The organism is Cecembia sp., from assembly GCF_007126775.1.
Lineage (GTDB): Bacteria > Bacteroidota > Bacteroidia > Cytophagales > Cyclobacteriaceae > Cecembia.
The window spans coordinates 47445-68953 of record NZ_SLAP01000052.1 but is presented as its reverse complement, the minus strand read 5'-3'; the positions used below and the strand labels follow the sequence as shown (position 1 = coordinate 68953).

Sequence of the window (21509 nt, the reverse complement as noted above, 5' to 3'; positions counted from 1 at the left end):
GCATGCCAATCAAGGAGTAATTTCACCAACTGATAGGAGTGTAAGGTATGCACATCGTTGTCTCGAATTGTCAGAAACTCTTTGGCTTCCTCCCAAATGGCGATATGATTTTCTTGAAGGATTTCCATATCAGTAGTTCAGGTAAATGGTTTTCAATTCGGTATAGGCTTCCAATCCATGGATACCTTTTTCCCTTCCAATCCCACTTTGCTTCATGCCTCCAAAAGGCACCGAATGATAAGAACGTTGGATATTGTTGACCCAAACCGAACCTGCCTGCAACTGCTCGGCAATGCGAAGTCCTCTACCGATGTTATGGCTGAAGACATACGCTGCTAATCCATACTGCGAGGCATTGGCTTCTTGGATGGCTGCTGTTTCATCTGTAAAACTTGCAAGGCCTATGACTGGTCCAAAAGTTTCTTCCCGCATGATTTTCATCTCGGAACTTGCCTCAGCAATCAGCGTAGGTTCTAAGAAAAAGCCTTTTTCAAAGATCCCTCCTGTTCTTCGTTTGCCACCCGTCAGGATGCGAGCGCCTTTGCTTTGGGCATCTTCAATCTGTTGGAAAGCATTGGCGAAAATTTTCTCATTAACCATGGGGCCTAAATCGCAGATATCATCGATTCCGGCTCCCAAAGTCAGTTTTTCGGTAGCCTTCTTCATTTTTTGGCAGAATTGCTCATACAAGCTTTCGTGTACATAGACGCGATTGACTCGGTAACAAAACTGTCCTGTATTGGCAAAGCCATGTTTGACAATGGCCGGAACAGCCGTATCCAAATCTGCATCTTCACAAAGGATGGCCGGTGATTGCCCTCCTAATTCTAAGGTTATTCTTTTATGTGTTCGGGCAGCTACCCCAGCGATGTGTGCACCTGTAGAAGTTCCTCCCGTAAAGGCTATTTTGGCAACTTTGGGATGAGACACCAAAGCATCTCCAATTTCCCTGCCGTAGCCAGTAATGACATTGAAAACACCTGCTGGGTAACCAGCTTCCTCAAAGCAAGCAGCCAAAGCCAAGGTACTCAAAGGGGTGTCTTCTGATGGTTTGCTGACCATGGTACATCCCATAACTAAGGCAGCACCCATTTTGAAAGTCAGCAAAGTAATCGGGTAATTGAACGGAGTAATGGAAACAACCACTCCCAAAGACTCTCTGGTGACCAAGACTTTTTCTCCTTCCACATTTGTCAAAGGGAAATAGCCTTTCATGCGCAAAGCCTCTTCGGCATAGTATCCAAGGAGTTCTGCACTCCGATTGATCTCATGAATACAGGCTGTCAATGGTCTGCCCAATTCCAAAGAAAGTTGGCGTCCGATGGAAGCACTGTGCTTGCGCATGGAGGCAGCCAATTTCTTTTGAAGCTTTACGCGCTCTTGCATGGATGTTTTTTTCCAGGTATCAAAAGCTTTGGTAGCAGCATTCACAGCGGCATTCACATCCTCCAATCCAGAGCGGCATACGCTATCCAGTAGACTGCCGTCTACCGGATTGAGTACGTCCATTTCTTCTTGACTGAAAGCTATCCATTCACCGTTGATATAATTTTTCATGTCTTACAATACATGTGCGAGCAACAGAGCTCTTGTGGCAGTTAATTCTCTTTTAGCAATCGCTACAGATTCCGGAAGATGCAGCTGTTCAATATTGGTATCTTCCAATCGTTGGGCATATTGCACAGGAGTCATTTTAAACCAATCACAGGCTACACTGACGCCTGTGACGGCAAACCTCCATAACTTATCTGCATCGCGTACAATTTCATCCTCTTTGGATTTGGCAAAATTGCGGGTATCGTGACCATCGATTATGGTACAGACCTTTTCGATGAAATCTTCCTCATAGCCCAAACTTGCCAATAAAGGTTTCGCGTAGTTGACTCCTTCGGACTCATGCAGATAGCGCACATCCGAAGTCAGGAGATCAGGTCCACTAAAGCCTTTTTCGAAGATTTCTTCCTCGTCTATGGCATACCAGCCGATATCGTGCAGGATGATTCCGGCAGCAACTACAGCTTGATTCACCTCGGGATAGTGTTCCATCAACTCCAAGGCGAATCGATACGAGAGGGGTATATGCACATCGTTTTTACGGACGCGCATATACTTCTCTGCTGCTTTAAATATGGCTTCGTATGCCGGCTTATGCATGGGATGCATCATCATGCTTCGACTAATTCTTCCAAGATTTCAACTGTACCTTTCCCTCCGTCAACCCGGATTTTCATACCTGTTTTGATTTGGGTAGAAGCAGAGCCCGTGCCTGTTACAGCAGGCAGACCGTACTCTCTACACACAATCGCTGCATGGGACATCATTCCTCCAATATCTGTAACAGTAGCTACAATTTTATTGAAGACCGGTGCCCAGCTCGGTGCAGTCACTCGGGTTACAAGAATTTCTCCTTGCTTCAATTGGTCAAGTTCTGAGGCATCGTTGATGATGCGAGCATACCCTTCTACCAAACCTGGGGATGCTGCCATGCCTTTCATATGACTGGATTTTTCGTCTCCGCCTAGCCAAGATTCCACTGCTTCTGTGGTAATGCCCCACAACATGATGGTAAAAGGCTCAGTAACCACTTTTGGAGGATTATTGAATGCCGGTTGAGGAGGTGCAGTTGCCAAGGCGTCTACAATTTTCTTTCTTCGGCTAATCTCTTCTTGCAACACAGCAGGCCCTACAGCAGGAACACCTACCGCCCAGCTATTGCCATAGTCAAACAACACCTGAAGAATTTCCTCTCTACGGAAGTAATACATATCGGATTCCTGTTGCCAGAAGCCTTGCTCCTTCAGCATGCGGCTGAGTTCGCGGGTTTTTCTCCAAAACACCCCCATCGCCCAGTGTTCGATATAAAAGTTATGATTCTCTACGTAAGGGAATACTACTCTTGCAAGGCCTAACTTACCTTCAAAAATTGCTCTTGCTTCATCATCCAAGGATTCAGCGTATTCGGTAGTGATTCGATCACGCTCTGCTTCCAAGGCTTCGGTAGGTCTATCAATGACTTCGCCTCTCTGCAATTTCTCCACGTAATTTTTCAAATAGCCATAAGGAATATCCAAATGCTCTATCCAATACTTATCTGAAGAATAAAAACCATTCCCTGAGGTATAGTTAAACCAAGGGTGCTTGGCTTTTTCCCAAGCCTGCAACCACTGACCGCCGTTTTCTTCTAAGGCGATACAATGCAAGGCTTCGTTGACATCCTTTTTTTCAAAACATTTCTCTAAACCAAAGGAGATGGCAAGCTTTGCCAATTTCTTCAGTTCATCATCTGGTCTGAACAAATCTACATCGATGCCTTGGACCATTTTTGCTACAGACAGATCTGGGATTCCTGGGAACACTTCCTTACAGAAACCAAAGAAATCCAAGTAGGCTGCATAGCCGAGATTTAAAAATTCAAAGTGGTATTGCCAGGTTTCGTAGCAAAGAGAAATCAACTTATTGTAATCGTTGATCATCTGAAAGGTAGGATCGAGCCCTACTCCATCTTTGATTACCTGTATATCCACGCGATCAGGAAGCGGTTCAAAATGAATGCTTTCCATATCGTCAATGACGCGTTTTACTTTTTTATGCCAGTTTTCCAACAGCTCATTCCAATTTTGGAAATAATAGCCGGCTCTTTCCATGAATTCAGGAACCCTTCCTTCAATCAATTCAGGGCTGACAGCTACCGGGCTCATGTAGCAGTAGCCATTGTGGATTTTAAAATCAACCCCATTGGCTGGAGGAATCACATAATGCCTGGAATTATATTGGGAAAGACATTTCACAGCAAACTCCACTGTCATAGCATCAAATGGCTTGAATACATTCGGCCAATGCTGAGAGTCGCAAAAAAAGAATTTGTCTTCCTCCTGCTCCTTTAACTGCTCTTGAAAAACCAAGAAATAAGGATACAATTCTTTCCATCCTTCTGACCCTTTGGGAGCTGTATGCTCGTAAGGGCTGATAAATTTTTTCTTCTTGTCGGTCATAATGGTGTATATTGTTTGGGATTATGTTATTTTTTTGCACTTAAAGGGTTGATCAGCGAACCTACCAGTCCTTGCATTCCGGACATGTAGTGTTTTTTGGTCTCTGTTTTTTTATTGGACCAGACGGTTTCCGGGCGACTTTGAAGCAAGGTGAATGCTTCTTCACCTTCCGCATCTGCATCCAAAGCCCATTCGATATCTTGTGGACAGCCGTAATGTTTCTCTATGCGTTTGGCGATTTTGCTGATAAAAATCAATTCATCTCGGGTAAGACAGGCTTCAGTCGCTTTTACTGGATCCACTTCAATTTCTATCACACGCTTGTTGGCAGGGTCGGGAATCAAGGCTATCTTTTTATCCTGAATAGAGGACTCCACCAATTCAAAAATCACCTTATCCATCAGGTAATTATCCGGGGTAACGGTACCTGATACCACACTTTCTCCCAGTCCGTAAGATGCTTCAATAGCAATTTTTGTTCGGTCTCCGTTTGTTGGATTTAGGGTCATCGTCACCCCCGCAACTCTGGCATTGACCATTTTTTGCACCACCACACTCATGTGTATGTCCTCTTCTGGGATATTGTGGTCCTTTCTGTAAGCTATCGCACGGCTCGTATACAAGGAAGCCCAGCACATTTTGATATGGCTTAACACCTCATCTTCTCCCACGACCCATAAGTAGGTGTCTTGCTGGCCTGCAAAGCTGGCATCTGGCAAATCCTCCGCCGTAGCTGAAGAGCGGACCGCTACCGGAAGTTCCCCTTCTTTACCATACATTTCACACAAGCTGCGATAACTCGCCAAAATATCTTCTTGAATGTCCGCAGCAATGGTTTTGTTGAGAATCTGACTCCTGATTTCCCCGGACAACTTATCCAGGGATCCCATATTTTTGGTATCCAATTTGGCCAAGGAAGCAAAAAGTCCTTTGGCAGTCATCAAATCCTGGATAAAGGCTACAAACGCATCTGTGGTTACACAGAAACCTTGCGGCACCGGTAGATCTGCTTGGGACATACTGGCCAAGCTCTTTCCTTTCCCTCCGAGACTTTCTAATTGTTCGGGCTTAGCATCTTTGAAAAACAGGCTGTAAGTGGGTTTCATGTTACTTAAATTAAAGGTTTACCATTGTACCTGTAGTGCTTGTGGCGCTCTAAAGGATGTATTGGGTGCAAATGTGAATGTTTGATTAGGCTTCAATTGAAGACTAGGAATGCGTGCCGTGAGTTCTTCAAGCACAACTTTAAACTCCAGTTTAGCCAAGGGAGAACCCAAGCAAAAATGGATACCACTGCCAAAAGACAAATGTGTTCCGGCATTTCCACGGGTGATATCGAAGTTTTCTCCGTTTTCGTACATCGCCTCGTCCCGATTAGCCGAACCCATCACCATCAAAATATCTGCCCCTTCAGGAATCATCACGCCTCCTACTTCGGTAGCTACTTTACATTTCCTTCTCCAGGATAAAATAGAAGGAGAATATCGCAATACTTCATCCACTGCTTTTGGGATGAGCGTTTTATCTTGCTTGATTGCCTCCCAACTTTCGGGATGCACCAGTAATTCACGAATGCCATTTCCAATCAAGGAGGTAGTTGTTTCGTGGCCTGCAAACAATTGGCTGTAACAAATGGCGGCAATTTCTCGGTCTGTAATTTCATGCCCTTCGGACTGCAAAGTCACTAAGTCACCTGGCAAATCATCTTGCATTTGATGTTTTCTATCACTGACCAACTTTTGGCAATAATTCCAGTAACGGATCATATTTTCTGCATGCATCATCTGCGCATCTTCATCCAAATCCCCCCAAGTAAGGAGTAGTCGACTTTCTGCCCAGCTTTTCACCTGTGCCACATCGCTGTCAGGTACACCCAGTAATTTGAATATTACCAAAGCCGGTAAATCATAAGCCAATTCAGAAACCATTTCAGCCTGATTTTTACCTGCCTTCAACTCTTCAATCATGCGAATCGCTATTTTCCGGATTTCAGGTTCTAGCTTTTTGATACGGGCCAAATTAAACGCCATGCTGACGATCCTCCGAATACGGGTATGGTCTGGGGGAATTCTTCCGGAAAGCCCGGATAAGCCTACCAATCCAGCAGAGTCCATCAAGGCTTTTGCTTTGGGGGCAATCGGCTTAAATGGGCTTTGTGCATTTTCAGAACTGAATGCCTGCCAATTTCCAAAAATAGCTTTGACATCCTCATACTTAGACACCACATAATAGCCTAACTCCTCACTGAAAAAAATAGGGCACTTTTCTCTGACTTCTTTGTAAAAAGGAAAAGGATTGGTGAGGTCAAATGGTTGGTAAGCTGCATTTAATTCCTTGTGATAAGGACATTGCTCGATTCCTGCATTCATGTCGTTTTGGGTTTATGAAGAATTCTCTGCAATATCCCTCCATTTCCTGGCTTGTATCCATTGATTTTAAAAAATTACTTGTACTTTTATTACATAGGTGAAAAATTTCTTACATTCAGTTATCATTCACATGAAAGCCACACCCAAATATTGTAAGGAAAATTAGCTTTAAATCCGTTCAAAATAGGTTTAAACCCTTCAAACAACAGAAAATCTTGAAAATTCGTACAAAATAAACTCTTGCACTTTTAACCAGGATTAGCCATGAAAAAAATAGACAACTATGTATTGTACGGGGAAACCAAGCAGGAAATCCTTCCAGAGTTTATTCACTGTGAATCCATAGATGCACGAAGCAGAAATCATGATTGGGTCATCAAGCCTCATTTACATAATCGCTTGTATCAGTTTGTGATAATCGAAGAAGGCTCCTTTGAATTTACTTGCGGTCCTACGGTGCAACTTATAGACGAACCTTGCCTGATAGCCATGCCTGCAAATACGCTGCATGGATATCTGTTTACCCCCGATATCAAAGGGATGGTCCTCACACTTTCTGATGAATTTGTCGAAGAAATTCTCAACCCACAACCCCATGTATTATTAGAAATCGAAAAGCCTCGAGTAATTTTCAGCAGTTGGAACAATGAACGCTTCGGATTGATGTCACGGCTTTTCAGAAGAGCCAACAATGAGTTACTGACCGAATATCAAGGAAAATCTTTGGCCATCAAGTCTTATTTGTCCATCCTCTTCGTGGAGTTTTACAGAATGATTTTGGAAAACCGACACAACACCTATAAAGTGGTCAATACCAATATCAAGTTTTTCCGCTCATTTATGACCCAAATCAAACGTTATTACAGCAATCGATTATTTAAAGGCGAAAACGTCGACAAAAAGTTAACTGTAGCTTCCTTGGCTGATGCCATGGGAATCTCAACCGTCCATCTTAATCGTGTTTGCCAAGCAGTAGCTTCCAAGTCTCCCATGCAGGTCATCCACGAATTTATCCTCCACGAATCCATCCGATACCTAGAGCAAACAGATTACAGCATAGCAGAAATCAGCTATAAGCTAAAGTTTGAAGACCCAGCCTATTTTTCCCGTTTTTTCAAAAAGTTTACCGGGAAAAGTCCCTCAGAATTTCGAGATAACGTAGAAGTTGCTTGATATTCTTTGAAAGCATACATAAGTTACTTTGTATCTATTCATGTTTTATGACCTTCAACCTACAATCGATAAAAGGGCAAACATTGATTACATACCCCTCCTGCTCAAATTGATCTTCTTGACTGAATTTCACTATTATTGTTTACTAAACAACACTATTGTTGTTCACTAAAAAACAAAATTGATGAACACAAAATTAACGACTATGCTTTAACCCTGTATTTGCCTATATTTTTAAAAATAGATTGGCTTGCATAAACTGGTTTTTACCTGAACCTGAAAGTTGATTCAGGATTTCCTCAAGGCATGAGTGGCGGTATACAGTAATTCTGTCCGTTCTTTTTTGCTGTAATAAAGAATCAAAGGTTCTCCTTAAAGCGGGACAATTTTCAAAAATGGACCTTTTCCTGAATGAATCAGCAAGTGAGTGCTTCCTAAACCCTCTAAAACAAAATAACCTTTCTTGTAGGGCCCCAAAGCAAACCCACTGGTTTTACCATTTATTTCGGGAACCTCTTCCAATAGATCAACACTTTCAATATCTTCCATTCGAAGAAAATCTTAAAAATTCACCTCCAGTCTCAGCATCCAAGATCTTCCCGGCAACCAACTATTGGCATCTGCAATTCCCGAAGCATAATATGCATGAATTTTCTCCACATGGTCGTCAACATTCCAAACAGGTCTGCCATGCAAGCGTGGCTCTGGGTCTGCACCCGAAAATCGGGTGAGGTAAAATAGGTTGTTTCCGATAACAGACAGTCTGCTACTCATTTTGGTGCGCCCGATGGTGAGATCAAAACTTCGCGAGACAGTCAAAAATTGAAGGTTAAAAAAACTGGAATTTTCCACAAAATACGAATTGAAGGTATTCTGTTCTGTCAAACCAAGATTTACCAACTCTTGAGAACTCCTGACCCTATTTAATGCAAAAAAGTTGACGTTTCCGTAACGAAAATTCGTTTCATGGGCTAATACATGTCCAAAGACCCCTCTGAAAAAAGCATCCATAGACCATTTCCCAAAGCTTAATCCATGATTCCAACCCATCCACCAACGAGGTATCACCCTTCCTTTAGGTCTATACGCATCTTGCCAATTGGTACCGCTTAGATTTTGATTGAATACCCATTGTCCTGTATTTCGATCAATTCGTTGAAACTCCAACGCACGTACTGTTCCAAGGGCCTCACCTGTGCGGAGCGTATTGAATTGGAAATAGGGATTACCCCCAACTTGGCGGCTAACTCCTACATCTCTTCCCTCCCAAGAGACTAAATCAGCCTCCAAATTTGTCCATTCGGAATGCATCCAAGTCAGGTTTAACCCCGATTGATACTTGAACTTTTTCCGGTCTATTAATTTGAAAAGCCAAGAGGATTCAAAACCATAGTTCTCTATGGATGCAAAATTTTGGTAAGAAAAAGATATAAACGAGAGCCCTTGAGGATCGAAAATAGCCTCATCAGGCAACAAAGCCATAAGGCCTGATGCTTGATTTCGAAATATTGCATTTCGTGATACGATAATCCCCTTTGCAAAAGCCACATCCGCCCCCAATTCCCATGCATTAGAACGCTCCCATTGCAAATCCGGATTGGCAAAATGTCTCGGAATAATTAGTTCCCCTACATCAAAGACCGTTTGGCTCAATCCCGACTGATCTGGTGCCAACCCGGTGTAGCTGAGCTTTGCAAAAAGCCTCCAACGATCTCCTGCTGCATAAGAAACATCCATTCCCCAAAAATTCCCCCATCCTGCATTGGAGCCCAAGTGAGAAGCTCTTTCAGGCTGATACCGGATATCTATCCCTAGTTTTTCTCGATAAACTAAATTAAGTGAAGCCCCAAAGGATTCCAGTGTAAACTCCCCAAGTTCCTCTGTTAAATCTTCTCTGATAGTTGCTGTTTGGTCCAAATCAATTAAGCGCTCATTGTAGCCATTCCACACATATCCTATCCCCTGTCTCGCATATCTCAAGCCGGGCGTGATTTTCCAATTACCCAAATCCGCCTGATAATCCGTCGTAAACTCCAAAAGACTTCGATTATGGCTTCGTTCACGAAATAGTAGTGGAAAAATAGTCTGAGAAATACCAGCCCTATTACTGTAGGTTCGTTCTTGAGCCATTTCTTTTCCTACTTGTCCATATCGGGAACTGACTCTCCACCGATCAGTCAAATTCGCAGTTACATTTGCTTGGAAGAAATGCATGGCAGTCTCTACTGTGTTTCTCTCTTCTTGCATCCGGATCCAAGGATTTCCTCGAAATCTTGTAAATGCCTCAAAAGGCTCTTCTAAAGGCCAGGTAGGGTTCATCATCATTCCTTCAAAAAAATCACTGTTACCAATCCTTGCCTGACGATTGACTCTCAATCCGCTGAGGTCTATTGAAACCCTATCATCCCACATGGAATAACCCAAATTTCCGTATAAGCTTAATTGGTCAAAGCCAGTATGCGGCTGTATCCCTTGTACAGAACGGTTGCTTAGTTTGGTATCCAAATACAAATTATCCTTTCGGTAACTCCCTTGCACTCCTGTATGCATGGACCAAGCATTTCTACTAAGGACATCCTCCCAATCAGTATTTGTATTTCCATCTGGATGGCCTGGCAACTTCAGGGCGCGGTATTCCTGAGGTGTGAAGACATCATAGCTTCGTTGATGACTTTCCACCGCCGCCGATTGTACCAAGCCTACTGTCCAACCTTCTTTCCTTACTGGTTTGGAGCCAATATTTACCACTCCCGCACCTGCTTGCATGCCCCATGATGCAGCCCCTGCCCCGTTCACAAAGCTAATGGTATCAATTAAAAATGGATCAATAAACTCCCAAGTGAGTCCAGGCATTCCATCCATGACTAACAAGGGCCTCATCCTGTTTTGATCGGTATGAAAGCCCCGATAGATCATGTCAAACGAGCCATTGGGATTGGCACCGGGCCTGCTGATCAATATGCCTGGTATCTGGCCCTGAATAGCATGGGGCAACGAAAAAACAAGTCCTTGGTTGAAGTGAACTTCTTGTACTAACAATGTATCAATTTTTTGCCCCTTGAGAACAAGTGGTAAACAGGGCAGGAATAAAAGAAATAGAATGAATCTTTTGAGTAGCATCAAATGGGCAAACATGACTAATAAGTTAAAAAAAGAAATGAACAAATCATTAAATATTAGGGACTTTCGCCAACCTGCAAGCTGAAACCAAATTTTCTTCCTACCTTTGCAGCCTAATTCAATTTTACAATGCTTAATATTCGGAATATCGCGATTATCGCACACGTTGACCACGGTAAGACCACCCTGGTGGACAAAATTATCCATGTTTCTAAAATTTTCCGTGAAAACCAACAGTTTGACGATTTAATCCTGGATAACAACGACTTGGAAAGGGAAAGAGGAATTACCATTCTTTCCAAAAATGTGTCCGTTAGATATAAAGACCATAAAATTAATATCATCGATACCCCCGGTCACGCCGACTTTGGTGGTGAAGTAGAAAGGGTATTGAAAATGGCAGATGGAGTTATCCTTTTGGTAGATGCCTTCGAAGGTCCGATGCCACAGACAAGATTCGTATTGGGCAAAGCCCTGGCCTTGGGTTTGACTCCCATCGTTGTGGTGAATAAAGTGGATAAAGAAAACTGCAGACCCGATGAAGTCCATGAGGCGGTTTTTGACCTGATGTTCAACTTGGATGCCACTGAAGAACAGTTGGAATTCCAGACCTTATATGGTTCTGCTAAGCAAAACTGGATGGGTCCGGATTGGCAGAATCCTACCGATTCGATCCTTCCCCTTTTGGATGCCATTGTAGAGCACATTCCTTCACCAAAAATTGATGAAGGAAGTTTACAAATGCAAATTACTTCGCTGGATTACTCGTCTTTTGTAGGTCGAATTGCCATCGGAAGGGTAAAAAGAGGAGTTATCAAAGAAGGTGCCCAATTGACTTTGTGCAAAGCTGATGGTGTATTCAAAAAAGTAAAAGTAAAAGAATTGCATGTTTTTGAAGGACTGGGAAGAAATAAAGTGAGCGAAGTAACTGCCGGCGATATTTGCGCGGTGACCGGAATTGAAGATTTTGAAATCGGTGATACCATTGCTGCTTTGGAAAATCCAGAACCACTTCCAAGAATTGCCATCGATGAGCCTACGATGAATATGCTTTTCACTATCAACAACTCTCCTTTCTTCGGCAAAGAGGGCAAGTTTGTGACTTCTCGTCACTTAAGAGACCGCTTGATGAAAGAGATGGAGAAAAACCTGGCTTTAAGGGTGGAACCGACGGATTCTGAGGACAAGTTTTTGGTATATGGCCGTGGGATTCTTCACTTGTCTGTTTTAATCGAAACCATGAGAAGAGAAGGCTATGAATTACAGGTGGGTCAGCCACAGGTCATTTTTAAAGAAATAGACGGAGTAAAAAACGAACCAATAGAAACATTGGTCGTGGATGTACCAGAAACAACTGCCGGAAAAGTAATCGAATTGGCTACTCAAAGAAAAGGCGAATTGCTAGTCATGGAGCCAAAGGGTGATTTGCAGCATCTGGAATTCAAGATCCCTTCAAGAGGTTTGATAGGATTAAGAAACAATGTCCTTACAGCTACTCAAGGAGAGGCCATCATGAACCACCGATTCTCTGCATATGAGCCTTTCAAAGGCAATATCCCAGAAAGAAACAATGGTTCTTTGATCTCCATGGAAGGCGGACCTTGTACTGCATATGCCATTGACAAATTGCAGGATCGAGGAACATTCTTTATCGAGCCGGGTGATGAATTGTACACTGGTCAGGTTATTGGTGAAAATTCCCGTGAAAACGATATCGTAGTAAACGTGCAGAAGGGAAAGAAATTGACCAACATGCGTGCTTCCGGTTCTGATGACAACACGAGAATTGCCCCTCCAAAAAGATTCTCTTTGGAAGAGGCCATGGAATATATACAGAAAGACGAATACTTGGAAATCACGCCAAAATCCATCCGAATGAGGAAAATCTATTTGGATGAGAATGAGAGAGCAAGAATGGCGAAGAAAGATTCTTGATAGAGCCGAGAGATTAGATGCGAGAGTTTAGACTAATTAGTCGATAGATTATTATCGTATAGCGATTGAAATATGCTTCGCGAAATAATTGAAATAAGCCTTCGGCGAAATAGTTAGATACAGGTAAAACTTTAGATTTCTCTTAAAATAAATTTCACGTAAATATCAGGTAGACCCCAGAAGTGGAAAGACTTTTGGGGTCTTTTTTTTTCAGCAGTTAACAACCTGCTTGGTTTCAAAAATCTGCCATGCCTTTTTGCTTTAATTCGATACATATTTATTGTTTGCTAAACAATATTATTGAAATCAAATAACCTGAACACAATTTGGGCTGAATTTTATGAAATTCAGTTTAAATTACATGGATGAAAAATCTCATTTTACTTTTGATAATTCTATTTGTGATGGGCAACTGCTCTGAAAAATCCGATCCTATTGCAGACATCTTCAGAAATTACCATGGCGAAAACCCAGGTGTGGCAGTTGCCATTATCGAAAATGGGAAAGTTATATATCATCAATCCTTTGGAATGGCCGAATTGGAGACCAAAAGACAAGTCCAAACCAATACCAATTTCCGGTTAGCTTCCGTTACAAAGCAGTTTACTGCAACTGCAATTCTGGTTTTAGAGAAGGAAGGTCTAATTGACTTGGATTGGACTTTGGATCAGATATTTGAGGATTTTCCGGAATATGGGAAAGGCATCCAAATCCACCATTTGCTCAACCATACTTCGGGTATTTGGGATTATGAGGATTTTATACCTGACTCCGCTTTGATCACTCCCGTCAGGGACCAAGGCGTATTGGAAATCATCCAAAAGATTGATCAGACTTATTTCCCTGCCGGGGAACAATTTCGATACAGTAATACCGCCTATGCCTTATTGGCATTGATGGTTGAAAAATATTCTGGGCACGAATTCCCAGAATTCTTGGAAGAAAATATTTTCAAACCTTTGGGGATGAACCATACCCTTGCCCATATCAAAAACATCAACACCGTATCTGATAGAGCTTTTGGGTACAGCTGGGAAAATGACCATTGGGTACTTAAAGACCAAAGCAGTACCTCTGCTGTTTTAGGAGATGGTGGCATTTATTCCAATGTACCTGACCTTTTTCTATGGGACCAAGCTTTGTATCAAGGGAATATCCTTCCTTTGGAAACAATTGAAAGGACATTCCTGAGGGCAAAACTGAATGATGGAAGTGATATTGATTATGGCATAGCTTGGCACATCAAGGAATTCAAAGGAGAAAAAGTAGTCTACCATACCGGCAGCAGTACTTCCTTCAGAAATATTTTTTATCGAATACCCACTCAAAATCTCAGTATCATCATCCTCAGTAATCGAAATGAGCCAGAGGAGGAAGAGATGGTAACACTGGCAGAGGATATCCTTTTCAAGTTTTTGATTGAGTCAAAAATGGATTAAATTCGGGGCCTGATAAAATACGGGAACGGAATTTGTCAGTAAATTTAAAAACAAGCTATGAGAACCTTTCTGCTCCTTTGTTTAATATTTGTTAGTCTTTTAAGCCCAAGCATCGCTCAAAATCCGGCAGATTATAATCGGGCAAAAACGCTTATCGGTTATGGCAACTACTCTGAAGCCATGGACCTGCTCCGCCCATACATGGACAAAAACCAATTCGGTCGGTTGTCATTTTATGCAACTTATCATTTTGCCCGAGCAGCGTACCAAAATGGACAGTATATGTTGACCGAATCCACCTTAAAAGATTTGGTCCAACAGGATAGTTGGGGACATCAGGACAGGGCAAGATACCTATTGGCTTTAGCTTATTTTCAGGAAGGCAGAAATATTGATGCTCTGGAGTTGATTTCTAAAATTTCAGAGCCGAATGTAAGGGGACAGGCCCACAATGCCAGTTATAATTTTTTAAAAAATGCATCAGTTGGTTTTTTTACAGGAAATATCAGAAAATTTAATGATAACAAGGGCTTTATGCTAGCCTTGAAGGAACAGATGGAAAGGCAGACAGTGATGTCAAATGAAGAGCGCAGCATTTATAATGAATTGAAAAATCTAGATTTTGGAAATGGAAATAAAGAAATTAAGAGCCCAAAAAATCCTGATGTACTTGACATTGCTGTTCTTCTTCCCTTCAGATATTCGGGGGAGCGAGACATCCAAAGCCTTGATCCCAATAATTTTATATTTGAATTTTTCCAAGGGCTTGATTTCGCAGCAAATGAATTGAAAAAACAGGGTAAACAACTGAATATCCAAACTTTTGATACGGAGAGGGAGGTCAGCAAGGTTCATGCTATTTTAGCCAATCCATTCTTGAAACAGGCGGATATCATAATAGGTCCTGTTTATCCTGAGGAATCTGATATAGTAATGGCCTTTGCAGAACAATATCAAATCCCTTTTGTCAATCCCCTTTCAAATATGAACGACAGGTTTGAGGATTTACAGTATGCTTATTTATTCAGGCCTTCCGTCAATTCTATGGCTGATGGAATTATCGATTTTTCTAGAAAGAACTTCGTTGGGAGGAGGTTAGCAATAGGCTACTCCAATGCTTCAAGGGATCAACAACTGGCAAAAAAAATAGCGGAAAATTCTCAAAAATTAGGCTACACGATAGTAAGGAATGATCCCATAAATGGGAGATCTGTCATTGATTTTCTGGAACAAATCCAACTGAAAAGTGGGGACGAAGCCTTGGCAGATGTGATTATAATCTTATCCGATGATCCCAATGTGGCTTCTCCAACATTTGGGTTTATGGAGTCACAGAATATAAACAAACCCGTATTGGTAATGGATAGTTGGCTTTATTTTAATTTTGCGAATTATGAAATGTTAGAACAACAAAACTTCTATTTTGTAAGTAATAACGCTATTGATTTTCAAAAACCAAACTTGGAAATATTTCGGGAAAATTTTTATGCAGAATACGTTGCATATCCTTCCTTTAACAGCCATATGGGATATGAATTGATGCAATGGGTGCTTCAAAACATCAATCCCAAATCAGGGTTTGAGTTAAGAAAAAATTTAGACAAAAATGGATTTCAAAATGGTTTCATTACCTATGGTTTCGATTTCAGAAGAAGTAATTTCAACAGGTATGTTCCTATGCTTAAACTGGATTCCGGTAAAGTAGTGGAACAAAAATAAAAATCAATACATGCAAATCACCAATAGTAAAACCCTTTTCGAAAAAGCAAAAAATTTCATTCCAGGAGGGGTAAATTCTCCCGTTAGGGCCTTTAAAGCAGTAGGAGGTGATCCCATTTTCATAAAAAAGGCCGAGGGCGCTCATATTTATGATGAAGATGGGAATGCCTACATTGAATTGATCAATAGTTGGGGACCTATGATATTGGGACACAACCATTCCATGATCAGAGAAGCAGTAATTAAAGCCATGGAAAATGGTACCTCTTTTGGTGCTCCCACAGCCAGAGAGGTTGAAATTGCCGAGCTCATCACTTCAATGGTTCCTTCTGTAGAAAAGGTAAGGATGGTCAATTCCGGAACAGAGGCTACCATGTCGGCAATTAGGGTTGCTAGAGGATTCACTGGAAGAGATAAATTTATTAAAATGGAGGGCCATTACCATGGCCATGGAGATTCTTTTCTAATCTCAGCTGGATCTGGAGCAATCACCATGGGGAACCCTGATTCACCGGGGGTAACCAAAGGTACGGCAAAGGATACACTATTGGCTCCCTACAATAACCTGGAAGCCATTGAAACCTTAATTGCTGCCAACAAGAATGAAATCGCCGCCATTATTTTGGAGCCTGTTCCAGGAAATATGGGCCTGGTAACTCCCCAAAAAGGCTATCTCGAAGGTCTCAGAAAAATATGCGATGATGAGGGCATTGTTCTTATTTTTGATGAGGTGATGACCGGTTTCCGTTTAGCCAAAGGAGGAGCGCAAGAACTTTTCGGAGTCACTCCAGATATGAGTACTTTAGGGAAAATTATTGGTGGAGGTCTTCCAGTAGGGGCTTATGGCGGTAAAAAAGAAATTATGGAATTCGTGTCTCCGGCAGGACCTGTCTATCAGGCAGGAACTCTTTCAGGGAATCCTATTGCTATGGCAGCAGGTCACACCATGTTGACATACCTCAATGAACACCCAGAAGTTTATACTCAATTAAACCAAATTGGAGGTACGATTGCGAACGGGATCAAAGACATATTGGTCAAACTTGGTCTCAACTATACAGTCAATCATCTGGGGAGCATGTACAGTCTTTTCTTCACCGATAAGGAAATATATGATTTTGAATCAGCAAAGCATTCGGATACAGTTCTTTTCGGTAAATATTTCCAGTCCATGCTACAGAAAGGCATTTACTTGGCGCCATCCCAATTTGAAAGTTTGTTCTTATCAACAGCACTTACAAATGATTTGATAGATCAGATATTGGATGCCAACGAAGCTTCATTAAAAGAAATCTTTCAATAAATAAAAAGAAAATGAATTTACGCGTTTATGGAATTAAAAACTGCAATACCATGAAAAAAACCTTCGATTTCTTGGGAAATGAAGGGGTTAATTATGAGTTTGTAGATTACAAAAAAAAAGCTCCGGGAACTGAATTGTTAAATTCATTCGCGGAAAAAGTTGGTTTTGAAGCGCTTGTAAATAAGAAAGGCACTACATATCGTAAGTTAGAGGACAGGGAAAAAGAGCTGTTGGGAAGTAAAGAATCCGCTTTGGCAATTTTAACTGAAAAGAGCAGTATGATAAAAAGACCTATTGTGGAATTTCCAGATGGCAGTCTTATCCTTGGTTTTGAACCAGAGCAGATAAAGGGGAAATTGGGATAAATTATACTTTTGACCTCATTCATAAAAAAAAAGCCCATGAGTCAAATCATGGGCTTTCTTTATGGTTTTCAAAAAGAAAAAGAAGGCAGATGTTTTAGAATATCTGCTGTCATTTCGGAAAGGCCGAACTCATGTTTCCAGCCCCAGTCTTGTCTGGCATGACTGTCATCGATACTATCTGGCCAACTATCAGCAATTGCCTGTCTAAAATCAGGTTGGTAACTAATGGAAAAATCAGGATAATGCAGTTTTATGCTTGAATATATCTCTTTTGGAGAGAAGCTCATGGCAGACAGGTTATAACTTGACCTGATTTTAATATCCTCAATTGGTGCATGCATCAGGTCTATAGTTGCCTTAATGGCATCAGGCATGTACATCATGGGAAGATAGGTTTCCTCATTGAGAAAAGAGACGAAGTGTTCTCCTGCAATGGCCTTGTGAAAGATATCTACAGCATAATCCGTGGTTCCTCCTCCGGGAAGTGATTTATAACCAATCAATCCCGGATACCTTAAACTCCTTACATCTACCCCATATTTTTGAAAATAATATTCACACCATCTTTCTCCGGCTTGTTTGGAAATGCCATATACCGTATTGGGTTCCTTCACACAATACTGGGGTGTATTGATTTTAGGTGTATTGGGTCCGAATACAGCTATAGATGATGGCCAGTAAATTTTATCTAGCTTTTCTTCTTTGGCCAATTCCAGAATAAAAAGCAGGCTCTCCATGTTCAACTGCCAGGCAAAGAGTGGTTTTTTTTCACCTGTAGCAGATAAAACGGCTGCCAAATGATAAATCTGTTTGACATTTTCTTCTTTCACCACTTTTCTAACTGCTTCTTGGTCCATAACATCCATACGGATGGACTTACAGAAGTCAAATTTTTCAAGGGCTTCTGGGTTGATGTCAGTAGCAATCACATGATCACCACCATAAATATTTGCCAATTCCTGGGTTAATTCAGAACCTAATTGTCCTGCTGCTCCTATGATTAAAATACTTTCCATTGCAAAAGAACACATCTCTTGACCTTGATTAGGCCTTGATGTTTTTTGATTATATTTGGGACTAAGTGGGACAAAAATAGTGAATTCAATGAATCTATTTCACAACAATTCCATGAGTATTTGAATTACTTTTAAAAAGACAATTATGTACGATACCTTAAAACCCAAATTAGAAAAAGAGTTAAAGGAAATTGAAGCAGCAGGACTCTTCAAAAGAGAGCGGGTAATTACATCGCCACAATCGGCAGAAATCACTATTTCAGGAGGAAAGAAAGTACTGAATTTCTGTGCCAATAATTACCTTGGCCTTTCCTCTCATCCTAAAGTTATAGATGCCGCTAAAAAAGCCATTGACACCCATGGTTTTGGGATGTCTTCTGTAAGGTTTATCTGTGGCACACAGGATATACACAAAGCCTTAGAGGAGAAGATTTCAAAATTCCTGGGAATGGAAGACACCATATTATATGCTGCTGCTTTTGATGCCAACGGCGGTGTTTTTGAGCCATTGCTAGGCCCCGAAGATGCCATCATTTCGGATGCACTGAATCATGCATCCATTATTGATGGTGTAAGGCTTTGTAAGGCGATGCGCTTTCGGTACAAACACAATGACATGGAGGACTTAGAGACCCAGTTGAAGGCTGCCAATGAAAAAGGTGCAGAGCAGAAGATCATTGTGACAGACGGTGTTTTTTCTATGGATGGGACGATTGCCCAATTGGATAAAATCGTAGAACTGGCTGAAAAATATAAAGCCCTTGTGTTGTCCGATGAATGTCATTCTACAGGGTTTATGGGAAAAACTGGAAGAGGAGTGCATGAATATAGGAATGTGATGGGAAAGGTGGATATCATCACCGGTACATTAGGAAAAGCTTTAGGTGGTGCTTCCGGAGGATTTACTTCCGGTAAAAAAGAAATTATTGAAATGCTTAGACAAAGGTCCAGACCATATTTATTTTCCAATACCTTGGCGCCTTCTATTGTAGGTGCATCTATTATGGTTTTTGATCTGCTGAGTGAAACTACCGATCTAAGGGATAAACTCGAAGAGAACACTTTATATTTCCGTAGCAAAATGACGGAAGCTGGATTTGATATTAAAGCAGGTGAACACGCCATAGTTCCAATTATGCTTTATGATGCGGTCCTTTCCCAGCAAATGGCAGAAAAATTATTGGAAAGGGGAATATATGTGATCGGCTTCTATTATCCTGTGGTACCCAAAGGAGAGGCAAGGATTAGGGTTCAGATATCAGCAGGTCATGAAAAACATCATTTGGATCAGGCTATCCAAGCCTTTATTGAAGTAGGAAAAGAGCTTGGTGTGATAAAATAATACGTAAATCCCAAATTACACATGTGATCCGTTTAATAATGGCACTTTAGTAAACAGGAAATAGTTGATACTGGGATTTCATGGATATTGGCATCATATCATGTAGCAAATTTACTGAATGAATACCATTGGTATGAATCCGGGTAAAGATATAAACGAAAAAGGCCGAAGAAATTATTTTCCTCGGCCATTTATTGAAATAAAAAAAGGGCAATTGCCCTTTTTTGTATATTATCCAAGTTTAAATCGAATAGGAAGTCTCATCCTTACCCTAACCGGTCTACCTCTTTGCTTACCAGGAGTCCATTTAGGTGCATTGGATACCACTCTTAAAGCTTCTTCATCGCATCCGCCACCGATACCCCTAAGGATATCTACATCCTGTATAGATCCATCAGTGTTTACAACGAATACTACATAAACTGTACCTTCAATACCCATTCTTCTTGCTTGGGTTGGATATTTAAGATTTTTTCTCAAATAATCATTCCAAGCTTCCATTCCCCCTGGGAATTCTGGAGCATTTTCCACCACATCGAAAATTTCATCTGCTTTTTCCACTACAGGAGCATCAGCAATGACTACTTCTTTGATTACCGCGTCTTCTTTAACGTCCAAATCAAAATCAACTTCGATTTTTTCCTCAATTTCTATTTCATCAGGAACTTCCTGAATAATAGGCTGCTCAATCGGCGGTGGAGGTGGTGGTGGTTGTTCCGTAATCGGAATATCCAACAGTTCCTCGAAATCATCAGCAACTTGTCCCAAATCCATCAAATTTCTGTCATCATAAGACTTCCATTCAAAAGCAAGCAGGACCAGGCCGACGCTCACGAGTAGTCCAAGGTTCAGGAACATCCCTGACTTCTTGGCCAAATCCGCTTTTGGCGTCTTTTTAGCTTCCATGGTTGTACTTTTATAAAGGTTAATAAATTTTACGCACTATTGAATAACAAGTTTAGCCATTTGTTTTTAATTATACAAGCGGATGTTTTGCCTTGTATAAAATTATAAAACCACTAAACCCAATCAAACCTCCCAAGAGATTTGCAACGATGTCCCCAAATTCAAAAGACCGGTTAGGAACAAATGCTTGTAAATACTCTAACAATATAGGAATAATAATTGAGAATACTAACAAATTAGTCGTTAAATTTACAATTTTTAACTCTCCTTTCTCATTTATTGTTCCTACACGGCACCAAAAGAATGTTAAAACTGCAAAAACACCCAAATGGACTAACTTATCCGCATGAGGAAAAAGGGGCACCTTTGGTAAATTATTGCCAGGTGTCAATAAAGCTACGATCACAATCAGTAACCAGACCAAAGCTGGGATTAATCGGAAAGCTTTATGCCCCAATGAGTTCGGCATATTCCTCTGCTGACAACAAATCTTCGGGCAGGTCAGTGGAAATTTTCACTTTGATCATCCAACCATCTCCATAAGGAGAATCGTTGACCAATTCTGGAGAAGATTCCAGTTCTTCATTGAACTCAATGATTTCTCCCTCTAAGGGCATAAAAAGATCAGATACTGTTTTGACAGCTTCCACAGTACCAAAGACCTCTCCTGCTTCAATGGTCTCACCTACCGTTTCTACCTCGACATATACAATATCTCCAAGCTCTCTTTGGGCAAATTCGGTAATTCCTATAGTAGCTATACCATTTTCCAATCTGACCCATTCATGGTCTTTGGTGTACTTTAATTCTTCTGGCAAGTTCATGTTTGA

Annotated in this window: 18 protein-coding genes; 7 read left to right on the top strand and 11 right to left on the bottom strand. The window is 41.2% G+C overall.

Features of this window, described 5'->3' with window-relative positions; translation table 11 throughout:
- Positions 1-129 precede the first annotated feature (129 nt).
- From QZT73_RS03790 to QZT73_RS03770, 5 genes are read right to left on the bottom strand one after another with little or no spacing between them, the layout of a single operon-like run.
- The gene (locus QZT73_RS03790; RefSeq protein ID WP_291786696.1) at positions 130-1557 is read right to left on the bottom strand and encodes an aldehyde dehydrogenase family protein; all 1428 of its coding nucleotides are present in this window, start codon (positions 1555-1557) and stop codon (positions 130-132) included.
- A 3-nt stretch (positions 1558-1560) separates the two neighbouring features.
- Entirely contained in the window at positions 1561-2169 is a 609-nt protein-coding gene (locus QZT73_RS03785) for an HD domain-containing protein (protein WP_291786694.1), read from the bottom strand.
- Positions 2166-3992, bottom strand: coding sequence for a PEP-utilizing enzyme (locus QZT73_RS03780; RefSeq protein WP_291786692.1), 1827 nt, complete (start codon positions 3990-3992; stop codon positions 2166-2168). The genes QZT73_RS03785 and QZT73_RS03780 overlap by 4 nt, the downstream gene beginning before the upstream one ends.
- Before the next feature lie 26 nt (positions 3993-4018).
- A complete protein-coding gene (locus tag QZT73_RS03775; protein ID WP_291786689.1) occupies positions 4019-5098 on the bottom strand; it encodes a PEP/pyruvate-binding domain-containing protein in 1080 nt (359 codons plus the stop codon).
- 18 nt (positions 5099-5116) lie between these two features.
- Positions 5117-6361, bottom strand: coding sequence for a cytochrome P450 (locus QZT73_RS03770; protein ID WP_291786686.1), 1245 nt, complete (start codon positions 6359-6361; stop codon positions 5117-5119).
- A gap of 264 nt (positions 6362-6625) precedes the next feature.
- On the opposite strand from QZT73_RS03770, the gene QZT73_RS03765 reads away from it, so the two are divergent.
- Complete coding sequence (locus QZT73_RS03765; RefSeq protein ID WP_291786684.1) at positions 6626-7534, top strand: helix-turn-helix domain-containing protein; 909 nt, start codon at positions 6626-6628, stop codon at positions 7532-7534.
- 372 nt (positions 7535-7906) lie between these two features.
- Here QZT73_RS03765 and QZT73_RS03760 read toward each other — a convergent pair whose 3' ends face one another.
- Both QZT73_RS03760 and QZT73_RS03755 read right to left on the bottom strand, forming a co-directional pair.
- Positions 7907-8083: a hypothetical protein gene (locus QZT73_RS03760; protein WP_291786682.1), complete on the bottom strand. Its 177-nt coding sequence runs from the start codon at positions 8081-8083 to the stop codon at positions 7907-7909.
- Between the two features lie 12 nt (positions 8084-8095).
- The gene (locus QZT73_RS03755; protein WP_291786679.1) at positions 8096-10573 is read right to left on the bottom strand and encodes a TonB-dependent receptor plug domain-containing protein; all 2478 of its coding nucleotides are present in this window, start codon (positions 10571-10573) and stop codon (positions 8096-8098) included.
- A 210-nt stretch (positions 10574-10783) separates the two neighbouring features.
- Here QZT73_RS03755 and typA point away from each other — a divergent pair, with 210 nt between their 5' ends.
- The 5 genes from typA to QZT73_RS03730 all read left to right on the top strand — a co-directional run bounded on the left by typA (position 10784) and on the right by QZT73_RS03730 (position 17415).
- On the top strand, positions 10784-12589 hold the full coding sequence (gene typA / locus QZT73_RS03750) for a translational GTPase TypA (RefSeq protein WP_291786677.1): 1806 nt from the start codon (positions 10784-10786) through the stop codon (positions 12587-12589).
- Positions 12590-12954: 365 nt separating this feature from the next.
- The gene (locus QZT73_RS03745; protein ID WP_291786675.1) at positions 12955-14028 is read left to right on the top strand and encodes a serine hydrolase domain-containing protein; all 1074 of its coding nucleotides are present in this window, start codon (positions 12955-12957) and stop codon (positions 14026-14028) included.
- 57 nt (positions 14029-14085) lie between these two features.
- A complete protein-coding gene (locus tag QZT73_RS03740; RefSeq protein WP_291786671.1) occupies positions 14086-15747 on the top strand; it encodes an ABC transporter substrate-binding protein in 1662 nt (553 codons plus the stop codon).
- Between the two features lie 10 nt (positions 15748-15757).
- Positions 15758-17050 (top strand): glutamate-1-semialdehyde 2,1-aminomutase, encoded by a 1293-nt coding sequence (hemL, locus tag QZT73_RS03735; protein ID WP_291781385.1) that lies wholly within the window; start codon positions 15758-15760, stop codon positions 17048-17050.
- Between the two features lie 11 nt (positions 17051-17061).
- Entirely contained in the window at positions 17062-17415 is a 354-nt protein-coding gene (locus tag QZT73_RS03730) for a Spx/MgsR family RNA polymerase-binding regulatory protein (protein WP_291781388.1), read from the top strand.
- Positions 17416-17483: 68 nt separating this feature from the next.
- On the opposite strand, the gene QZT73_RS03725 is transcribed toward QZT73_RS03730, so the two are convergent.
- Positions 17484-18431, bottom strand: a complete 948-nt coding sequence (locus QZT73_RS03725) for an NAD-dependent epimerase/dehydratase family protein (RefSeq protein WP_291781415.1) — start codon at positions 18429-18431, stop codon at positions 17484-17486.
- A 145-nt stretch (positions 18432-18576) separates the two neighbouring features.
- Here QZT73_RS03725 and kbl point away from each other — a divergent pair, with 145 nt between their 5' ends.
- A complete protein-coding gene (gene kbl / locus QZT73_RS03720) occupies positions 18577-19773 on the top strand; it encodes a glycine C-acetyltransferase (RefSeq protein ID WP_291781390.1) in 1197 nt (398 codons plus the stop codon).
- A 231-nt stretch (positions 19774-20004) separates the two neighbouring features.
- Here kbl and QZT73_RS03715 read toward each other — a convergent pair whose 3' ends face one another.
- The 3 genes from QZT73_RS03715 to gcvH all read right to left on the bottom strand — a co-directional run bounded on the left by QZT73_RS03715 (position 20005) and on the right by gcvH (position 21503).
- Positions 20005-20679 (bottom strand): energy transducer TonB, encoded by a 675-nt coding sequence (locus tag QZT73_RS03715; RefSeq protein WP_291781393.1) that lies wholly within the window; start codon positions 20677-20679, stop codon positions 20005-20007.
- A 70-nt stretch (positions 20680-20749) separates the two neighbouring features.
- Complete coding sequence (locus tag QZT73_RS03710) at positions 20750-21148, bottom strand: VanZ family protein (RefSeq protein ID WP_291781395.1); 399 nt, start codon at positions 21146-21148, stop codon at positions 20750-20752.
- Positions 21126-21503 carry a glycine cleavage system protein GcvH gene (gene gcvH / locus QZT73_RS03705; RefSeq protein WP_291781398.1) on the bottom strand — a complete coding sequence of 126 codons (378 nt, stop codon included), beginning with the start codon at positions 21501-21503 and terminating at the stop codon, positions 21126-21128. The genes QZT73_RS03710 and gcvH overlap by 23 nt, the downstream gene beginning before the upstream one ends.
- Positions 21504-21509: the final 6 nt, after the last annotated feature.